We start from the raw sequence: 16,052 nt of genomic DNA on the forward strand, positions 1-16,052 counted from the left end.
AAAAAAACAGATATGAATAAATATTATGATGAGGGTATTCAGTATCTACAGGAAAAGTATCATATACCACTTATTTTGCTGACACTTGGGAAGGGTGGCAGCCGGGCATACTATAATGGAATAAAGATTAAGAGTGACGGTTTTGCGGTAAACGCAATTGAAACAACCGGTGCAGGATCGTTGGATAAATAATAAAACAATCAGCCCCCAAAGTCCTATTTCAAGGCACTTTGGGGGCATTTATTTGTGAGCCCTGCAGACACCATACAATGTAACCAATAGAAAACGGCGGAATAAAATGTATTAATAGCTAAGAAAGGAATATCTATCGTGTTAATAACGTCTGTTATCATAATTTGTGTTATTTTGATTATATTGGTGCTTGTTCTTACGATATGGAAGATTAGAAGCCGGCGCTTCCGCCCTGGCCCTGACATGCTGAAAAAGCAGATGGAATTGAATGCGGACCTTGAAGAAGCAGGGTTTGCATATGAGATAGACGGTGATTATTTTTATTCGCTGATGAACTGCTGGCAGAGGGAGGTCGGTTACTGCCGTCTCTACGATGAGGCAGCTCCTCTGTTTAATATGATCATGGACTGTGAACCCGTGACATTTTCCTACGGGGGAAAACGGTGGCTGATCGAACTTTGGAAGGGGCAGTACGGCATCACCACCGGAGGAGAAATTGGCGTATACAATACAGAACGTGAGGATATTGAGGATGATAAATTCAAGGGAACCTTTTATGAAAATATCAGCGATGATGAGAGACTCGGTCTTTCTTTTGTCTTGAAGAAAAACGGAAAAGCAATACTGCGCCGGAAAGATCTGCACTGGTGGCTGACCGGATTTAAGCTGGGAGAATTCTCGGAGCCGAACGCGCTTACCATGGATGCAGCTATAACATTTCCGGACCGTCAGATGAGAGATGCGTTTGCAGACAGTTTAATTAGGATTGGTTACAGCAGAAGTGAATTTTCGGTACGTATGAAAACAGTTTCGATTCATTATACGAAACCACATTCCCCTCAGACTGAATCCAGAAATAAGGTGAGGTCTGCAATCGTACAGAAAACAAACCACAGCAACTGTTATCTGTATGAGACAGCAACGAGGGAATATACACATACACTTGACAAGTTAGAATATATAAAGGCCATGGTGCCGGAACTGTATACACTGTTTATGGATTCTCTGTATGCGAAAGGAATATATGAAGCATTTGGATGGATAAAAGTCTGGCTGGGGCATAAAAAACCGGGCCCGGATCCCAAGCCGCCGTGCCCACCGGATCCGCCGTGTCCCCCCAAGCCGCCGTGCCCGCCGAAACCGCCGTGCCCACCATGTCCGCCGTGCCCGCCGAAACCGCCATGTCCACCGGATCCACCTAAACCACCGTGTCCGTCATGTCCGCCGTGCCCGACAGAACCTGAATGCGAACCGTGCAGGCCGACGCATCACTGCAGGCCTTGCCATCCCTGTGATCCATGCCTGCCAAGGCATGAACACAATGATTGCCGGCACATGTCAGCAGATGCCTGTGATGAGGCAGGGGAACAGCAGAGGGATGAGGACCGGACACGGGAAAACTCATGCTGCAATGGTAATGAAAAATGACATCGCTGCAGTGTGCGTCAACAAGATCGGTGAGGCTAAAACTTGACAAAGTATATGAACATGCAAAGGCAGTACCGTTTGATTCGCAGTCAAGACTTGTCATTATGAGTGACTGTCACAGAGGCCAGGGGAATGCGGCGGACAATTTCCTGGCAAATCAGGTGGTGTGCTTTGGAGCGCTGGAGTACTATTACCAGAATGGATTCACCTATATTGAATTGGGTGACGGTGATGAACTGTGGGAAAACAGGCAGTTAAAAATAATTGCTGAAGTCCACAGTGATATTTTCTGGATGTTATCTAAATTCTATGAACAGAAGAGACTTTATATGATCTACGGAAACCATGATATTGTAAAACGCCGAAAAGGTTATATGAACGAACACTGCAATTGTTATTACTGTGAATCCTCCCGCAGGGAACTGCCTCTTCTGCCGGGGATCAATGTTTTAGAAGGGTTAATCCTGCGCAGCGAGGATGGCACAGGGGAATTGTTTCTGGCACACGGACATCAGGGAGATCTTCTGAACGATACGCTCTGGCCGCTTGCCAGGTTTTTGGTACGCTATTTCTGGAAGAGGATGGAACTGATCGGTTTTTTAGATCCCACAGGTTCCGGAAGGCCCAGAAAGGCAAAAGAGCGGGTGGAAAAGAGACTCGTGTCATATACGAAGGAGCGAGGCAGGATTTTGATTGCGGGGCATACGCACAGGCCGGTGTTCTCACAGCCGGAGGAAGGGCTTTATTTCAACTCCGGAAGCTGTGTACATCCGCGGTGTATTACCTGTATAGAAATTGAAAACAATGAGATTTCTCTGATCAAATGGTCGGTACGCGCCGGGGAAGACAGGAAACTGAAGGTAGAACGGGAAGTTCTGGAGGGACCGGTATCCCTCGCCAGTTACGGCAGGAGCGAAAAACCCTAGAAGACCCCGGATACAGGCTTAACGCGGTGATGTTAAGCCTGTATTTTGAATTGTCTGAATTTTTAGATGCATTGACAGACTGGCATATTGAATTTATGAAGGTGGCAAAAAAATATTATCATGCGGATATGATTCTCTGGCATGATGATATGGGATCCCAGAGAGCCCCGTTCTTTTCACCAGAACTGTTTCGTGAGATATATCTTCCCTATTACAGGAGGATCACGAAGGCCTGTCATGATGAAGGAATGTTCATCGCACTGCACTCATGCGGAAATGTGGGACTTCATATTGAGAATTTTGCTGTCCTTCTGACCATAATACAGCATGACTGTTTCAAGCTTCAATCTGAGGAAATGAATGCCTGTTTTTAAATGTTGTCTTTTATATCGTTCTGCTTTATAATTGTGATAATGATTTGAATCATTAAAAAAGAAAAACGAGGTAAAGTATGGAGCTGAACAAAGAGACGCTTAAGAAACTGAGGGGGTTAATACTTTTTACGGCACTTCTGGTGGTAGTGCTGGTTAACTATAAAGCGGCATTCCGTCTGATCGGGCTGGGATTTAATATCCTGTTTCCGTTTATACTGGGCGGAGGCATGGCATTTATTATCAATGCGCCCATGCAGTTTTTTGAACGCCATCTTTTTGGCAATAAAAGAGTGAAAGATAAAAAGTGGGCCAGGAAGATGGCACGCCCGGTCAGTCTGCTGACCTCGCTTTTGCTGGTAGTGGCTGTCATACTGGTGGTTATTTTTATCGTAGCGCCGGAGCTGGGCAAGACTTTTGTGAGTCTTGGAAAAACAATATCTGATTTCATTCCGGAAATGCAGGATTGGGTAGAGGAATTGTTTAACGGAAATCCCGCGGTGGTTTCATGGGTGCAGGAACTGGAATTTGACTGGAATAAAATCATCTCCACGGCTGTTGATTTCCTGAAGAGCGGTGCGGGGGATGTGCTGAACTCTACGTACTCGATTGCAAAATCACTCATCAGCGGTCTGGCTACGTTCTTTATCGGATTTGTCTTTGCATGCTATATCGTACTGCAGAAGGAAAAACTGAGCGTTCAGGTGCAAAAGGTGCTCTATGCACTTCTGAAGGAGAAGACAGTTAAGCGGGTACTGCAGGTGTCAAGCCTCTGCTACCGGACATTTTTGAACTTCCTTACGGGTCAGTGCGTGGAAGCTGTGATCCTTGGGAGCATGTTCTTTGTCGTTATGAGTGTTCTGCAGTTCCCCTATGCACTGCTGGTGGGGATTCTGATCGCATTTACTGCATTGATACCGATCTTCGGGGCGTTTATCGGTTGCGTGATCGGGGCATTTTTGATTCTGATGGTCAGTCCGGTCAAGGCTTTGGCCTTTGTGATTATGTTCCTGATTCTTCAGCAGATTGAAGGGAATTTCATCTATCCTCATGTAGTCGGGAATTCCGTCGGACTTCCCTCAATCTGGGTCCTTGTGGCTGTATCCCTGGGCGGAAGCCTGATGGGGATTGCCGGCATGCTGATCTTTATCCCTGCGGCGTCGGTGGTGTATTCACTGTTCCGCGGATTTATTAACACCCGTCTGAAGCGAAAGAATATTACGATATCGCCCGAGTGAAATGTTTTTGATGGTGTCAGATAAAAAAGCAGAATATCACGGAACAGACAGGCAGGGAGCCCCTCAGGTCATTTTGACTTTTGGGGCTCCCTGTCTAAGCTATATTAGGAAACTTTTAAAGAAGTATAAGAGGCGTTATCCATGATCTCCCTGGCTTCCGTGAAGTCCAGATTCAATGCTTCGGCTACTCCGGCATAAGTACATCTTCCGGCGTAGGTATTGACTCCCTGATATAAACCCGCATCCAGCAGTGCGGCCTTTTCAAAGCCGTTTCTGGCGATCGACAGGCCGTGGCCAAGCGTCGTGCTTGTCAGAGCCAGTGTGGAAGTTCTTGGTACAGCTCCCGGCATATTGGCTACACAGTAGTGAACGATACCATCTACTTCAAAGATGGGATCTTCATGGGTTGTTGCGTGTGTTGTTTCAATGCATCCGCCCTGGTCTACAGCCACATCGACTACCACGGCACCTTTTTTCATCATTTTCAGATCCTCTTTTTTAACCAGTTTAGGAGCAGCACGGCCCGGAAGAAGAACAGCTCCGATGACAAGATCAGCATCGGCAAGCTCTGCCTGGATATTCGGGCCTGTGCTGTATAAAGTCTGGACTCTGCTTCCGAAAATGTCATCCAGATAGGCGAGACGGGAAGCGCTGACATCCAGAATGGAGACGTCTGCGCCCATGCCCACTGCAATTTTGCAGGCATTTGTTCCAACATTGCCGCCTCCCAGGATTACGATTTTCCCCTTTTTTACGCCTGGGACACCGGATAACAGGACACCGCAGCCGCCGAAAGTTTTTTCCAGATATTTTGCACCCTCCTGAATAGAAAGGCGGCCTGCAATCTCACTCATCGGCTGCAGACACGGCAATCCGCCTTTTGGTCCCACGATTGTTTCATATGCGATGGATTTCACTTCATTTTTTAATAACGCTTCTGTCAACGGGGCATCTGCCGCCAGATGCAGATACGTATAAAGAATTAAATCCTTGCGAAGATATTGATATTCACTGCTGATCGGTTCTTTTACTTTTACGATCATCTGAGCGCTGTTCCAGACGGATGCAGCATCGGGATAAATGTTGGCACCGGCTGCAATATATTCTTCATCAGTGAATCCGGAACCCGTCCCTGCATTTGTTTCGACGATTACCTGATTTCCATCCTGTACATAAGCCTTTACGCAGTTTGGGGTCAGTCCGACACGAAATTCGTTGTTTTTAATCTCTTTTACCAATCCTACAATCATCTTTGATACACTCCTTTTTCTTTATTATAATATGGTTTTGTTTTAAACTGCATAAGCTGTTCTCTATGAATCACTGGAGCTGCTTATGCAATTTATCATCTGCTAACATTATACTAGTATATTAGTATATAAATCAATAGAAAAAATGACCAGAAAAATTAAATTTATTTTATTCAACATAGACAAATAAAATATTTTGCTGGCTGGGTTATTGACAAATGTATTCTAATATATTAGTATGCATTTAAAGATATATTAATATATTACTCAGGTTTTAAAAGAAGGAAACCAAAAAGGATATTTATCAGACATGATAAAAATTTAAGAAAGAAGGGTGACTGCTATGACAAAGAAGCCGTACGAAGTATTAATGGAAAGAGTAAAAGAAAGCGACATTACACCGAACAACAAAGCAGGACTTATCGAGTTCCTGGAAAATGAGCATCCGGGCGATGTATTGTTTACGAAATGGACGAATCCTCCTATTATAGAGAATGCAAAAGGGAATAAAGTCTATGATGTGGACGGAAAAGAATATATCGACTGTATCGCAGGCATGTCCGCTATGAATATCGGCCACTGTGATCCGAGAATCGCAGAGACAATGAAGGATCAGTACCTGAACAGTCTCGATAACTGGTTTGATTTTCCGACACCGCAGAGATTAAAATTAGTACAGAGACTGATTGATATTACCCCCGGTGATTACAGAAAGAAAGTGCGCCTTGCTCTGAGCGGATCAGACGCAGTAGAAAATGCGATCCGTCTTGCGCGCTATCATACGAAGAAACAGACCATCGTATGTTTTTACGGAGGATACCACGGACAGAGCACGGCTACCATGGGACTCACCGGAGCCGGCAGCATGCACCGCTGGTATAACCCGATGCCGTCTGCTGACAACAACATCGAGCGCTTTCCGTATCCATACTGCTACCGCTGTCCATACGGCAAGGAAGAAGGCAGCTGCAATATGGAATGTGTAAAAGCGATTGACAACCTGATGGCATCCGGACAGACCAGCATGGGTAATCCGATGTCAGGCGTACAGAACGTGGCAGCTATGATCGTTGAACCTTGCCAGAGTTCCGCAGGATATATCGTACCTCCGGTAGAGTTTTTGGCTGAACTTAGAAAACTGGCGGATAAATACGGATTCCTTCTGATCTTTGATGAAATCCAGACTGGAATGGGAAGAACCGGAAAGATGTTTGCATGCGAACATTCAGGTGTCGCACCGGATCTACTGCTGATCGGAAAAGCTCTGGGAGCAGGCGTTCCTATGAGCGCAGTTGTCGGAAGAGCGGAAATCTTCGAAGACTGCGGCCCTGGATTCATCTGCAGTACATATGCAGGATACTCCCTGGGATGTGCCGTCGCCAATAAAGTGCTTGATATCTTTGAAGAAGATCAGCTGGTTGAACGCTGTGCAGCTGCCGGCAGATATGTAGAAGAAAAGCTGGCTGCTATCAAAGAAAAACATACGCTGGTTGGTTCCTACTCGATCCGCGGCATTTTCTTCGGCGTCGAATTCGTAAAAGACAGAGATTCAAAAGAACCGGCGATCAAAGAAACAGCAGAACTTGTAGATAACATGAAGGAATCCGGCCTGCTGGCTCAGCTAAACGGTTACTACAACAACAGAATTTCCTTCATTCCGCCGATCAATGTTTCCGACAGTGACGTAGATGATATTTTCAATATCTTTGATGCTGAGATCACAAGAATCGAGGAGAAATTTGGTTACAAATAAAAGGTAACCATACGTAAAGTCTTATAGAATCGGTAACGTCCGTATGCTTGTAAACGCCGTTCATAGTGTGATAAGATGATACCAGCCGGTTCTATAAGACTTTCTTATATTACAGAGGACACTAAGAGGAGAATGCTTATGAATGAAGTTAACCTGGAATATATCAGACATTTAAAGCCGAAGGGCCACAGGCCGGGTAAAGAGCTCGTGCGGGAAGGCGTGGAATTGGGAAAGACCATAAAAGCGGGAAGAAGTGGTTTTATCCGTTCCCAGAGCAAATATTCCAATCATATGGAGTATAAGAAAGACCTCGCGAAGCAGGGAAAGATATACTATAATATACTGCTTGGTCTGGCTACGCTGGATGATCAGATAGATGCAATTAAAAAGATATACGACTTTACCGTGGAGACCGGTCTGGAAGTAAACTGTATACAGGCCATTCCGAGCGGTCTGGTCGCGCTGCCCCGGGAGTACCGGGAAAAGGCGCCTGCGACTACGAGTTTCGAGATGTTTGAGATGGAAGATTACGAAAGACAGGCATCTGCTGCGCCTATTGATATTACGTTTAATGATTATCATCTGTTCAGCCCGAATGCGTTGGAAAATACCATATTTGCGATTCAGTCAGGGTCTCCGAGAGTTGGGGATATGACCCAGTTTTTTTGGAGTTATAATGGATTTGATGATGAGGAGAAGCGGCTTGGAGACGTTGTAAAGGCGCTGGGCATCATGGCATCCAAGCGGGACGAGATGTTTGCGGCGGAGACATACCTGGATGACGGTTATCCGGGGTATTTTATGGATTGTGCTTCATACGTAGGGTATGCACTGCTGGAGCACTATATCTGTACAGAACTCTGCGGCGCCCGCTATACGATAAGCTTTGGCGGTCTCTTAAGTGAAAATGATACGCGTGCAGGCGTGGCAATGGCGCTGGATGCATTGATGTCTACGGAAGAGCAGCCGGTACTGACTTATCTGAACAGTTCTACAAATTTACAGTGGGATCATCACATTCACGGCAATTATGGAATCAGTGTTCCGGAGTTCCTGTTTGAGATGCTGGTAGAAAAGAAATATCATATGAGTCTCGGTGTAAATCCCGTTTCTATAACGGAGAAAATCAAGGTTCCGACACTGGACGAGCTGATCAACATTCTGACTGCGGCAAAACGAACGGAGGAAAAAGCGGAAGAATGGCTGCCTTACTTTAACTTTAAGCCGTTGGAAGAGATGCGGGATGTCATGGTCAGAGAAGGCAGGATTCTGTTCGACAACGTGATCGAAGGTTTTAAACAGGCAGGAATCGATACAGAAGATCCCCTGGAAATGCTGATGGTGCTTAAAAACATGAACCCCATCCGTTTTGAGCAGATGTTCCACTCGAGTACATACGGTACGGATAAAACTCAGGTTGAGCCGTTCTATCCGACGGTGCTGGGAAGACAGACGATGGACATGATGCAGGAGATCATCGATGAGCTGATGAATGATAATTGCCGGGGTATTTTAAATGGCAAAAAAATCGTCGCCGCATCTGGTGACGCACATACCTACGGTTTGGTGCTGGTGGAGGGTGTGTTGAATGCAGCAGGCGCGGAAGTTGTAAACGGCGGGGTGGATATGGCGCCGGTCGATATGCTGGATCTCGCTGATGAGGAGAACACTCCGTTTATCGGGGTCAGCTGCCATAATGGACAGGCTCTGGACTATGCGCGTCAGCTGCTGGAACTGGCCGGGAAGCGCGGTAAAGAGTACTGGATATTCATGGGAGGGAAGTTAAATGCGATCCTTCCCGGAGATGCGGAACCCACAGAGATCGCGGACAGACTGATGGAGATGGGAATCCATGCCGAAAATGATATCCGAAAGACCGTTCGTCAGATCGGAGCACTGAACTAACAGAGGTTAACACATGGCTTATATACTGGGAATCGATACGGGAGGCACTTATACGGACAGTGTTATAATCTGCACGAGAGATCAGAGGGTCTTAAGTAAATCAAAGGCATTCACAACCAGGGAAAACCTGGCGACGGGTATTGCAAACAGCATTGATCTGCTGGACGGCATTGGAAAGATTCCAGTCGACATGGTGTGCCTGTCTACTACGCTTGCTACAAATGCGATCGTGGAAGATCAGGGAGGAAAGGTTGGGCTGCTGCTGATCGGGAAGGATCCAGGCTTACAGCTGCCCGTGGAAATACAGTGTGTACTGGAGGGACGCCTGGATATTAAAGGGAGAGAAATCGTGCCGTTTGGTGAAATGCGGGCGCGACGGACCATCAGAGGACTGCGGGGACTGGCGGATGCCGTGGCTGTTTCGGGTTATGCAAGTGTCAGGAACCCCCGCCATGAATTGAAGGTAAAGCAGATCGTAAAAGAGGAGCTTAAGGTTCCGGTTGTCTGTGCCCATGAACTGAGTGGAAATCTTGGATTTGAGGAGCGCACGGCTACCGCCGTTTTTAACGCAAGGTTAATCCCGGTCATCCGTCAGCTGATTCAGGCGGTTAAAACAGTTCTGCGCAGCAGACAGATCGAGGCACCTTTGATGACCGTAAAGGGTGACGGGAGTCTTATGGGAGAAGAATTTGCACTGGCGAGACCAGTGGAGACGATTCTTTCCGGTCCCGCGGCCAGTGTGATAGGCGGTGCATTTCTGTCAAAGGAAAAAGATGCACTCATCCTGGATATGGGCGGAACGACAACAGACATTGCCGTTCTCCGGGACGGCAGAGTCAAGCTTAACGATGACGGCGCTGTGATCGGAGGATTTAAGACCAGAGTGAGGGCAGCCGAGATACTGACATTTGGCATCGGCGGGGATTCTTATATCCGGACTGACGGGGAGAAGAGACTATTGATCGGTCCGAAGCGTGCCATGCCGCTGTGTGTGGCGGCCGGTTTTTATCCATGGCTGGTGGATGAACTTATGGAAGCTTCCCGGAGCGTGACAGGAGATTTATCCGGGCAGCAGATTCCGGAATGCTTTATGATCCGACAAGACCGGCAGGATAAGAGTTTATCTGCTGCAGAGGCCAGAATACTGGAGGTCTTAAGGGATGGTCCCCACAGCCTGCTTTATATGGTCAGCCGAACCCGGGATAAAGATGCCCGTACCGTTGAAGAAATGGAAGAAAAAGGTGTTCTCGCCCGTATTGCGGTGACACCTACGGATATCCTGCACGTGACGGGCGCTTTCCGTAAATGGAACACGAAGGCTTCTCATCTGGGTGTGATGCTGCTCGGCAGGCGGGCAGGCAGAACCTGTGAGGAACTGACAGCGGATGTGCTGAAGATCATGAAGAAAAATCTTATGTCTGCATGCAGAACTTCAAGTGCGGACCATGAAACCGAAAGACCGGTGGTGGCGATCGGCAATCCGGTTGGCGCGTGGATGCCGAATGTCTGTCATGAACTCGGAAGAAATCTCATCATTCCGGAACATTCAGAGGTGGCGAACGCAGTAGGTGCAGCGGTGGGTCAGGTCATGTATGATGCCGAGGTTCTGATAAGGTTTGACCGTCAAAACGACTGGTATATTGTACACAGCCCATGGGACAGAACAGTGAAAGATACACTGGATGAGGCGAAGGAATATGTGCGGCCCCTGCTTGAAAACTTCGTGCGGGAGATACTTGAAAGTGCCGGTGCATCGGACAGTCAGATCATCATAAATGAAGAAGAGGTCTGCACCACAAATATAGAAGAATGCCAGTCTGAACTTGTAGAAGTCAGGATGAAGGCGACCGGGATCGGGAGCCCTGGCTGGACATGAAAATCTGATAAAACCAGGAGGTAAAAAATGAAATTAGTAGTTACAAATCCGCAGAATAATGAGGTGCTGGATGAGCTGCAGCTGACCTCAAAAGACGAATTATTCGTATTGGCTGATAAAGCAAAAGAAGCTCAGAAAGCGTGGGCGAGGAAAAGTCTGTATGAGCGTTCACAGGTTTTATACCGTTTTGCGGACTTATTTGAAGAAAATATTGAAGCTCTGACCAGACTGTCGTCACTGGAGATGGGAAAACCATACAGCCAGAGTCTGGAAGAGGTTGCGAAAGTTCCTCAGAATATCAGAGGAACCATCGAATATGCCAACCATATGTACGGTGAGGTTATGCCGGACAATGATTCCGACACAAAGGGAGATCTTATTTTTACCAGGAGAGTTCCGCTCGGAGTAGTAGGCTGTATTATTCCATTTAATTATCCGATCGAGCTGACGCTCCTGAAGGTGATTCCGGCTCTGATCATGGGAAATGCAGCCATCGTGAAGGCACCTTCATCCAATCCTCTGGCGATCCTCAGGATGGGAGGGATTCTGACCGAGGCAGGAGTACCCGCTGACCTTGCTCCGTTTATCGTGTGCAGCCGGGAAGCATGCACAGAGGCAATGGTTAAGAATCCGAAAGTGGATGCGATTGGTCTAACAGGAAGTACGCAGGCAGGCATTCAGATGATGAAGGATGCCGCGGACTGCCTGAAACCGATGTTTCTGGAACTGGGAGGCAATGATCCGTTTGTGATCTTTGCGGATGCGGATCTTGACGAGGCGGTAGAGGAGATGATCGGGGGCCGGCTCTTTAATACGGGGCAGACCTGCTGTGCACCGAAACGGTTTATCGTGGAGCGTCCGATCATCGAAGAATTAACCGAAAAACTGATCGCCCGCCTTCGCACCGTTGTCAGGGGCGACGTACTGGATCCCAGAACAGAGATCAGTACGCTGATCTCAGAGAGCGCTGCCGTAACCGTCGAGAAACAGGTTCAGAATGCGGTTGCCGAGGGTGCCACCGTTGCATTTGGAGGTGTACGTGAGGGCGCATATTATGCCCCGACAGTGCTGACCGGTGTCACGAAGGACATGGCGATTGCCAAAGATGACGAGATATTCGGACCGGTATTCCCGATGATTGCATTTGATACAGAGGAGGAAGCTGTGGAGATCGCGAATAACTCTTCTTATGGACTGAATGGAGGGGTGCTGTCAAAAGACATCATGAGAGCATTCCATATTGCAAATCAGATCGAAGTGGGGTCTGTTGTCGTAAACGGCCACAGCGCATATCGCCACATCGACCAGGGTCATGGGGGCGTTAAAATGAGTGGCCTGGGCAGAGAGGGGATCAGCACCAGCCTCGAGGAATTCAGCCAGCTGAAGAATTATGTGCTGAAGGGTGCGTTCAGATAAAATTTATGGCTGCGCCATAAACGTTGATCGGAAGGATGGTTTCTATGAGAAAAAATGCACTTTCACTGCAAAGTTCTGCAGTCGGCAGGGCTAATCTGTGTACATATATCAATGCTGCCCGGGCTGCAGGGTTTGACTGTATTGAACCTACAAAAGTTCAGCTTTCATACTTTCTGGATGCCGGACATACACCTGATGATATCAGAAATCTGTCAGGCAATATAGAAGTGTCTGCTGTCGGCTGGCTGTCCGATCTCGAACGCCAGGGTTATGAGTTTGTGATGATGATGAGGGAAGCGGAAAAACTTTTTGAGATGGCGTCGTCCGTCGGAAGTCATGCCGTCGAAATCATCAATGGCCCGGTGGACTGGCACGCCGCAGAGTGTTATCGGAGAGGAATACCGTTTAACGGTTATATGGGACTGCAGGGACTGCCGGTGGAAGAACAACAAAAACTCATGATAAAAAATCTGCAGGCACTTTCCGATCTGGCTGCGCAGTTTAAGCTCACGCTGTTTTTTGAACCATTATGCTGGACGCCGTTCCCTTCCCTGAAAGAAGGGATTCCGCTGGTGGAGCAGGCAGAGCGTGACAACCTGAAGATTGTTGTGGACTTTTACCATAACTATATCGCCGGAGTGGATGCAGAATTTCTGTCACAGATCGACAAAGATATGATCCTTGGCGTGCACGTCTGCAATTCACGTGAACCGGATGGTCGTGTGCCCTGTGAAGAGATTTTCCGGGATGCAGCATTTTATGAGGGGGCCGTCCCGATCAGAGAATGGGTTGATGCAGTGAAGTCCACTGGATTTGACGGTTGGTGGGCATACGAAACATTTTCAAAGAGAGAAACGGAAGAAGATGTGTATGCGTTTACAAAATATGTATACGCTGAACTTAAGAAACTGGTTGAGGGTCCATGATAAAAGGTCTTAAGCATACTCACAGGAGGCAGGGAAGAGATCCCTGCCTCCTGCTTTCCAATAAAAAATATTGCTATGAATAAAGAGAAGCCGCCGCAGCATGCCGCGATGGCTTCTCTTTATTCATAGGGAATTAGGATTTATAGTGAGTCTCCCCAGATCTTTGCATCCGGGTCGAGCGTCCACTCGTGTTCTTTGTCATCGATGCGCGTCTTCTCCCACGGGTTGTCATCGAAGTGCCGGATGCCCCATGCATAGCACATAGCGTATCCCGGGCATGCAACCATCGGATGGGATTTTTCTGTAATAACGGCAAGTCCGTTATGGCCAAGCTGTACCACTTCATCGTTTACCCAGCCAGCCCCATAGCCCTGTGGCTTGTCAAAGCGAAAGAGATAAACTTCCGGCTGCGGATGCCAGTGCGGCGGGTAACTCGACCAGCGTCCCGGAAGATTGACGACCTCACCCAGCACCATATTCGAGTACGGTGCGTTTTCATAGTCGAAGCATGTTCTTACATTTCTTCTGATGGTGCCCTGCAGCTCGCCCTTGGCTCCGCGCGCCCATGTGTGGGTGTCCTCTGGCATATACATTCTGGCATCAAATTTACGGTCGTTCAGAGTCTTCTGCACATAGAAAACAGAACTGTCATATGCCGTGACCGTGCAGGTACCCCCTGCGCAGAGGTGAAGACAGTACGGATTATAATCGAAAGGATTCGGACGTTCCATCTCAACAGTCCTGCCGTCAAATTCAACCTTTGCCCTGCCCTCGAACATGATCCATGCCATTTCCTTTTCTGTCTCTGCAAATGTGTATGTATCTCCTGCCTCCATTAATAAAAGCGCCACGTCCATCATGGCCTTTTTTCCTTCGCCCTCCGCCAGGTTAATATATTCGTTATAACCACGAATGGGATCTTTTGAAATATACATCGTTATCCTCCTTATTTTTTTTATTGACAATTTATATATTAATATATTAACATACAAGTAGGATTTGTCAAGACATATATAAATGTATTTTAATAAATTTTACAACTGAATTTTGGTAACTATTACGTACGGGTTCTGCTTGCCGTCACAGGAGATAAATAGTAAAATATATTAGTATATAATTAATAGAACTGCTGCTGACAAAAATGAGGTAGATATATGTTAAAAGTGCTGATTGCAGATGATGAGAAGGATATCGTTGATTTAATCGCCTACCTGATCAAAGATCTGGATGTAAAAATTGCAGGTCTGGCCTCAGATGGTTTGGAGGCATATAAGATCATCCTTGAGGAGAATCCGGATGTGGTGATCTCGGATATCCGGATGCCCGGCATGACGGGGCTGGAGCTGATTAAAAAAGTGAAACAGTCTGAGAGAGAGACGGAGTTTATCATTATAAGCGGTTATCGCGATTTTGAGTATGCAAAAACCGCTCTGCAGTATGGCGTGCAGGATTATCTGCTAAAGCCGATCAAAAAGGAGGAACTGGCGATGCTGCTGAACCGTCTGAATCGCAGGAAGCATATCAACGCCGAAAAGCAGCAGGCTGATCAGGACAGGCAGCAAAGATTTGTTGAGCAGGTTTCCAGAATCCGCAGAGATCATCTGAGAAAAATCCTGTATGATGTACCAATCGATGAAAATGACCGTATCCTGACAGGAGAAAATGATCCGCTCCATCCGGTGAAAGACTGCATTTACAGTGTCGTTACAATCAAACTGGACTACATTGAGCATGAAAATGTGGACTTTTCGGCGTATATCTCCGTACTGGAAAATATGTGTGAAAAGTACACGACAAAAATAAAGAGTGACAGTTTTGATGCGGAATATTTTTATGAAGGTACGAAGGGACACATTGCTTTTAACTATAAACCAGGTTTACATCTGCCGATGGATAAGAAGAAAAGATACCTGACAGAGCTCTTAAGGGAGGACAATGAAAAGTATGAGTTCTTTCATGTAACATTGGGTGTCGGGCTGCAGGTAAGGAGCCGGGAGGAGCTGCACAATTCATTTGTAACGGCACAGTCGGCTATTGATAACAGAATTGAGCTTGGCAGCGGGGGCATCATTGACGCTTCAAAGCTGACGCAGGGACAGCTGTATTATCAGGTAATGGTTCCGCAGCAGATAGAGATGCGCGTCAGAAAAGGATTATTCGAATTAAATAAAGATGAAGTTTTCGGCTGCCTGGATGAGGTCATGCGAACTTATTATTATGGAAAAGAAACAGCGGTTCAGTCGATTTATAAGTTTTCGGAGAGATGGATTGAATTGCTGGAAGATGCGGTGCTTGACAATAAACTTTTGGATCAGCCGGATCTTCCCGCGAAAGAGGTCTGGGAAATGCGTATCAACAGCTGTACTTCGCTCAAGGCCTGTAAAAGCTATCTGACTGATTATATGATGAAGATCATGGAACGCTGTAATGACGTGCAGAAAAGTCATGAGGCAAGACCGATCAGGGAAGTGAAAGAATATATTGAAAAAAACTATGATAAGGGAATATCACTGGATGATATCGGCAAAATGGTTTGCCTGAATCCGGTTTACCTGAGCACGCTGTTTAAAAATCAGACAGGTATGAATATTACGAATTATCTGATCAGGGTGCGCATGGAAGCCGCAAAGAAGCTGTTAAGAGAAACACGCATGAGCGTAAGCGCCGTTGCTGACAGGGTTGGATATACAGATACCAAATATTTCAGCAAAATATTTACAAAGCATGTTGGCGTAAAACCTGTTGAGTACCGGAAATACGAAAACAGATAA

13 protein-coding genes are annotated in these 16,052 nt (G+C 46.8%); 11 read left to right on the plus strand and 2 right to left on the minus strand.

Annotated features, from left to right (window positions below; all coding sequences use genetic code 11):
* Positions 1-12 precede the first annotated feature (12 nt).
* The 5 genes from NQ502_RS10930 (at position 13) to NQ502_RS10950 (ending at position 4,155) form a co-directional block, all read left to right on the plus strand.
* On the plus strand, positions 13-192 hold the full coding sequence (locus NQ502_RS10930) for a hypothetical protein (protein ID WP_341349404.1): 180 nt from the start codon (positions 13-15) through the stop codon (positions 190-192).
* A gap of 258 nt (positions 193-450) precedes the next feature.
* A complete protein-coding gene (locus NQ502_RS10935; protein ID WP_242830258.1) occupies positions 451-1,620 on the plus strand; it encodes a DUF4474 domain-containing protein in 1,170 nt (389 codons plus the stop codon).
* Positions 1,617-2,546: a metallophosphoesterase gene (locus NQ502_RS10940; RefSeq protein WP_044983202.1), complete on the plus strand. Its 930-nt coding sequence runs from the start codon at positions 1,617-1,619 to the stop codon at positions 2,544-2,546. Before NQ502_RS10935 ends, NQ502_RS10940 begins: the two co-directional genes overlap by 4 nt.
* A 29-nt stretch (positions 2,547-2,575) precedes the next feature.
* Positions 2,576-2,920 (plus strand): uroporphyrinogen decarboxylase family protein, encoded by a 345-nt coding sequence (locus tag NQ502_RS10945; RefSeq protein ID WP_028528419.1) that lies wholly within the window; start codon positions 2,576-2,578, stop codon positions 2,918-2,920.
* Positions 2,921-2,997: 77 nt separating this feature from the next.
* Entirely contained in the window at positions 2,998-4,155 is a 1,158-nt protein-coding gene (locus tag NQ502_RS10950) for an AI-2E family transporter (protein WP_028528420.1), read from the plus strand.
* Positions 4,156-4,259: 104 nt separating this feature from the next.
* Here the strand turns inward: NQ502_RS10950 and ald are convergent, their stop codons facing one another.
* A complete protein-coding gene (gene ald / locus NQ502_RS10955; protein WP_044983203.1) occupies positions 4,260-5,405 on the minus strand; it encodes an alanine dehydrogenase in 1,146 nt (381 codons plus the stop codon).
* 343 nt (positions 5,406-5,748) lie between these two features.
* Between ald and NQ502_RS10960 the strand changes: the two genes are divergently transcribed.
* From NQ502_RS10960 to NQ502_RS10980, 5 genes are all read left to right on the plus strand, one after another.
* Positions 5,749-7,158 (plus strand): aspartate aminotransferase family protein, encoded by a 1,410-nt coding sequence (locus tag NQ502_RS10960; RefSeq protein WP_028528421.1) that lies wholly within the window; start codon positions 5,749-5,751, stop codon positions 7,156-7,158.
* Between the two features lie 138 nt (positions 7,159-7,296).
* Entirely contained in the window at positions 7,297-9,063 is a 1,767-nt protein-coding gene (locus NQ502_RS10965; RefSeq protein ID WP_028528422.1) for a cobalamin B12-binding domain-containing protein, read from the plus strand.
* Between the two features lie 13 nt (positions 9,064-9,076).
* Entirely contained in the window at positions 9,077-10,939 is a 1,863-nt protein-coding gene (locus NQ502_RS10970; protein ID WP_028528423.1) for a hydantoinase/oxoprolinase family protein, read from the plus strand.
* A gap of 27 nt (positions 10,940-10,966) precedes the next feature.
* Positions 10,967-12,355, plus strand: coding sequence for an aldehyde dehydrogenase family protein (locus NQ502_RS10975; RefSeq protein ID WP_044983204.1), 1,389 nt, complete (start codon positions 10,967-10,969; stop codon positions 12,353-12,355).
* Between the two features lie 44 nt (positions 12,356-12,399).
* Complete coding sequence (locus NQ502_RS10980) at positions 12,400-13,281, plus strand: sugar phosphate isomerase/epimerase family protein (protein ID WP_028528424.1); 882 nt, start codon at positions 12,400-12,402, stop codon at positions 13,279-13,281.
* 140 nt (positions 13,282-13,421) lie between these two features.
* On the opposite strand, the gene NQ502_RS10985 is transcribed toward NQ502_RS10980, so the two are convergent.
* Entirely contained in the window at positions 13,422-14,216 is a 795-nt protein-coding gene (locus NQ502_RS10985) for a 5-deoxy-glucuronate isomerase (protein ID WP_028528425.1), read from the minus strand.
* Between the two features lie 219 nt (positions 14,217-14,435).
* Between NQ502_RS10985 and NQ502_RS10990 the strand changes: the two genes are divergently transcribed.
* A complete protein-coding gene (locus NQ502_RS10990) occupies positions 14,436-16,052 on the plus strand; it encodes a response regulator (protein WP_028528426.1) in 1,617 nt (538 codons plus the stop codon).

It is taken from the genome of Ruminococcus gauvreauii (assembly GCF_025151995.1).
GTDB classification, from domain to species: Bacteria; Bacillota; Clostridia; order Lachnospirales; family Lachnospiraceae; genus Ruminococcus_G; species Ruminococcus_G gauvreauii.

What these genes read in the sequence shown, in the direction of transcription:
- NQ502_RS10935 (WP_242830258.1), top strand. Translation starts at nt 451, where the DNA reads ATGGAATTGAATGCGGACCTTGAAGAAGCAGGGTTTGCATATGAGATA.
- NQ502_RS10990 (WP_028528426.1), top strand. Translation starts at nt 14,436, where the DNA reads ATGTTAAAAGTGCTGATTGCAGATGATGAGAAGGATATCGTTGATTTA.
- NQ502_RS10945 (WP_028528419.1), top strand. Translation starts at nt 2,576, where the DNA reads ATGTTAAGCCTGTATTTTGAATTGTCTGAATTTTTAGATGCATTGACA.
- NQ502_RS10960 (WP_028528421.1), top strand. Translation starts at nt 5,749, where the DNA reads ATGACAAAGAAGCCGTACGAAGTATTAATGGAAAGAGTAAAAGAAAGC.
- ald (WP_044983203.1), bottom strand. Translation starts at nt 5,405, where the DNA reads ATGATTGTAGGATTGGTAAAAGAGATTAAAAACAACGAATTTCGTGTC.
- NQ502_RS10965 (WP_028528422.1), top strand. Translation starts at nt 7,297, where the DNA reads ATGAATGAAGTTAACCTGGAATATATCAGACATTTAAAGCCGAAGGGC.
- NQ502_RS10985 (WP_028528425.1), bottom strand. Translation starts at nt 14,216, where the DNA reads ATGTATATTTCAAAAGATCCCATTCGTGGTTATAACGAATATATTAAC.
- NQ502_RS10930 (WP_341349404.1), top strand. Translation starts at nt 13, where the DNA reads ATGAATAAATATTATGATGAGGGTATTCAGTATCTACAGGAAAAGTAT.
- NQ502_RS10980 (WP_028528424.1), top strand. Translation starts at nt 12,400, where the DNA reads ATGAGAAAAAATGCACTTTCACTGCAAAGTTCTGCAGTCGGCAGGGCT.
- NQ502_RS10975 (WP_044983204.1), top strand. Translation starts at nt 10,967, where the DNA reads ATGAAATTAGTAGTTACAAATCCGCAGAATAATGAGGTGCTGGATGAG.
- NQ502_RS10950 (WP_028528420.1), top strand. Translation starts at nt 2,998, where the DNA reads ATGGAGCTGAACAAAGAGACGCTTAAGAAACTGAGGGGGTTAATACTT.
- NQ502_RS10970 (WP_028528423.1), top strand. Translation starts at nt 9,077, where the DNA reads ATGGCTTATATACTGGGAATCGATACGGGAGGCACTTATACGGACAGT.
- NQ502_RS10940 (WP_044983202.1), top strand. Translation starts at nt 1,617, where the DNA reads ATGACATCGCTGCAGTGTGCGTCAACAAGATCGGTGAGGCTAAAACTT.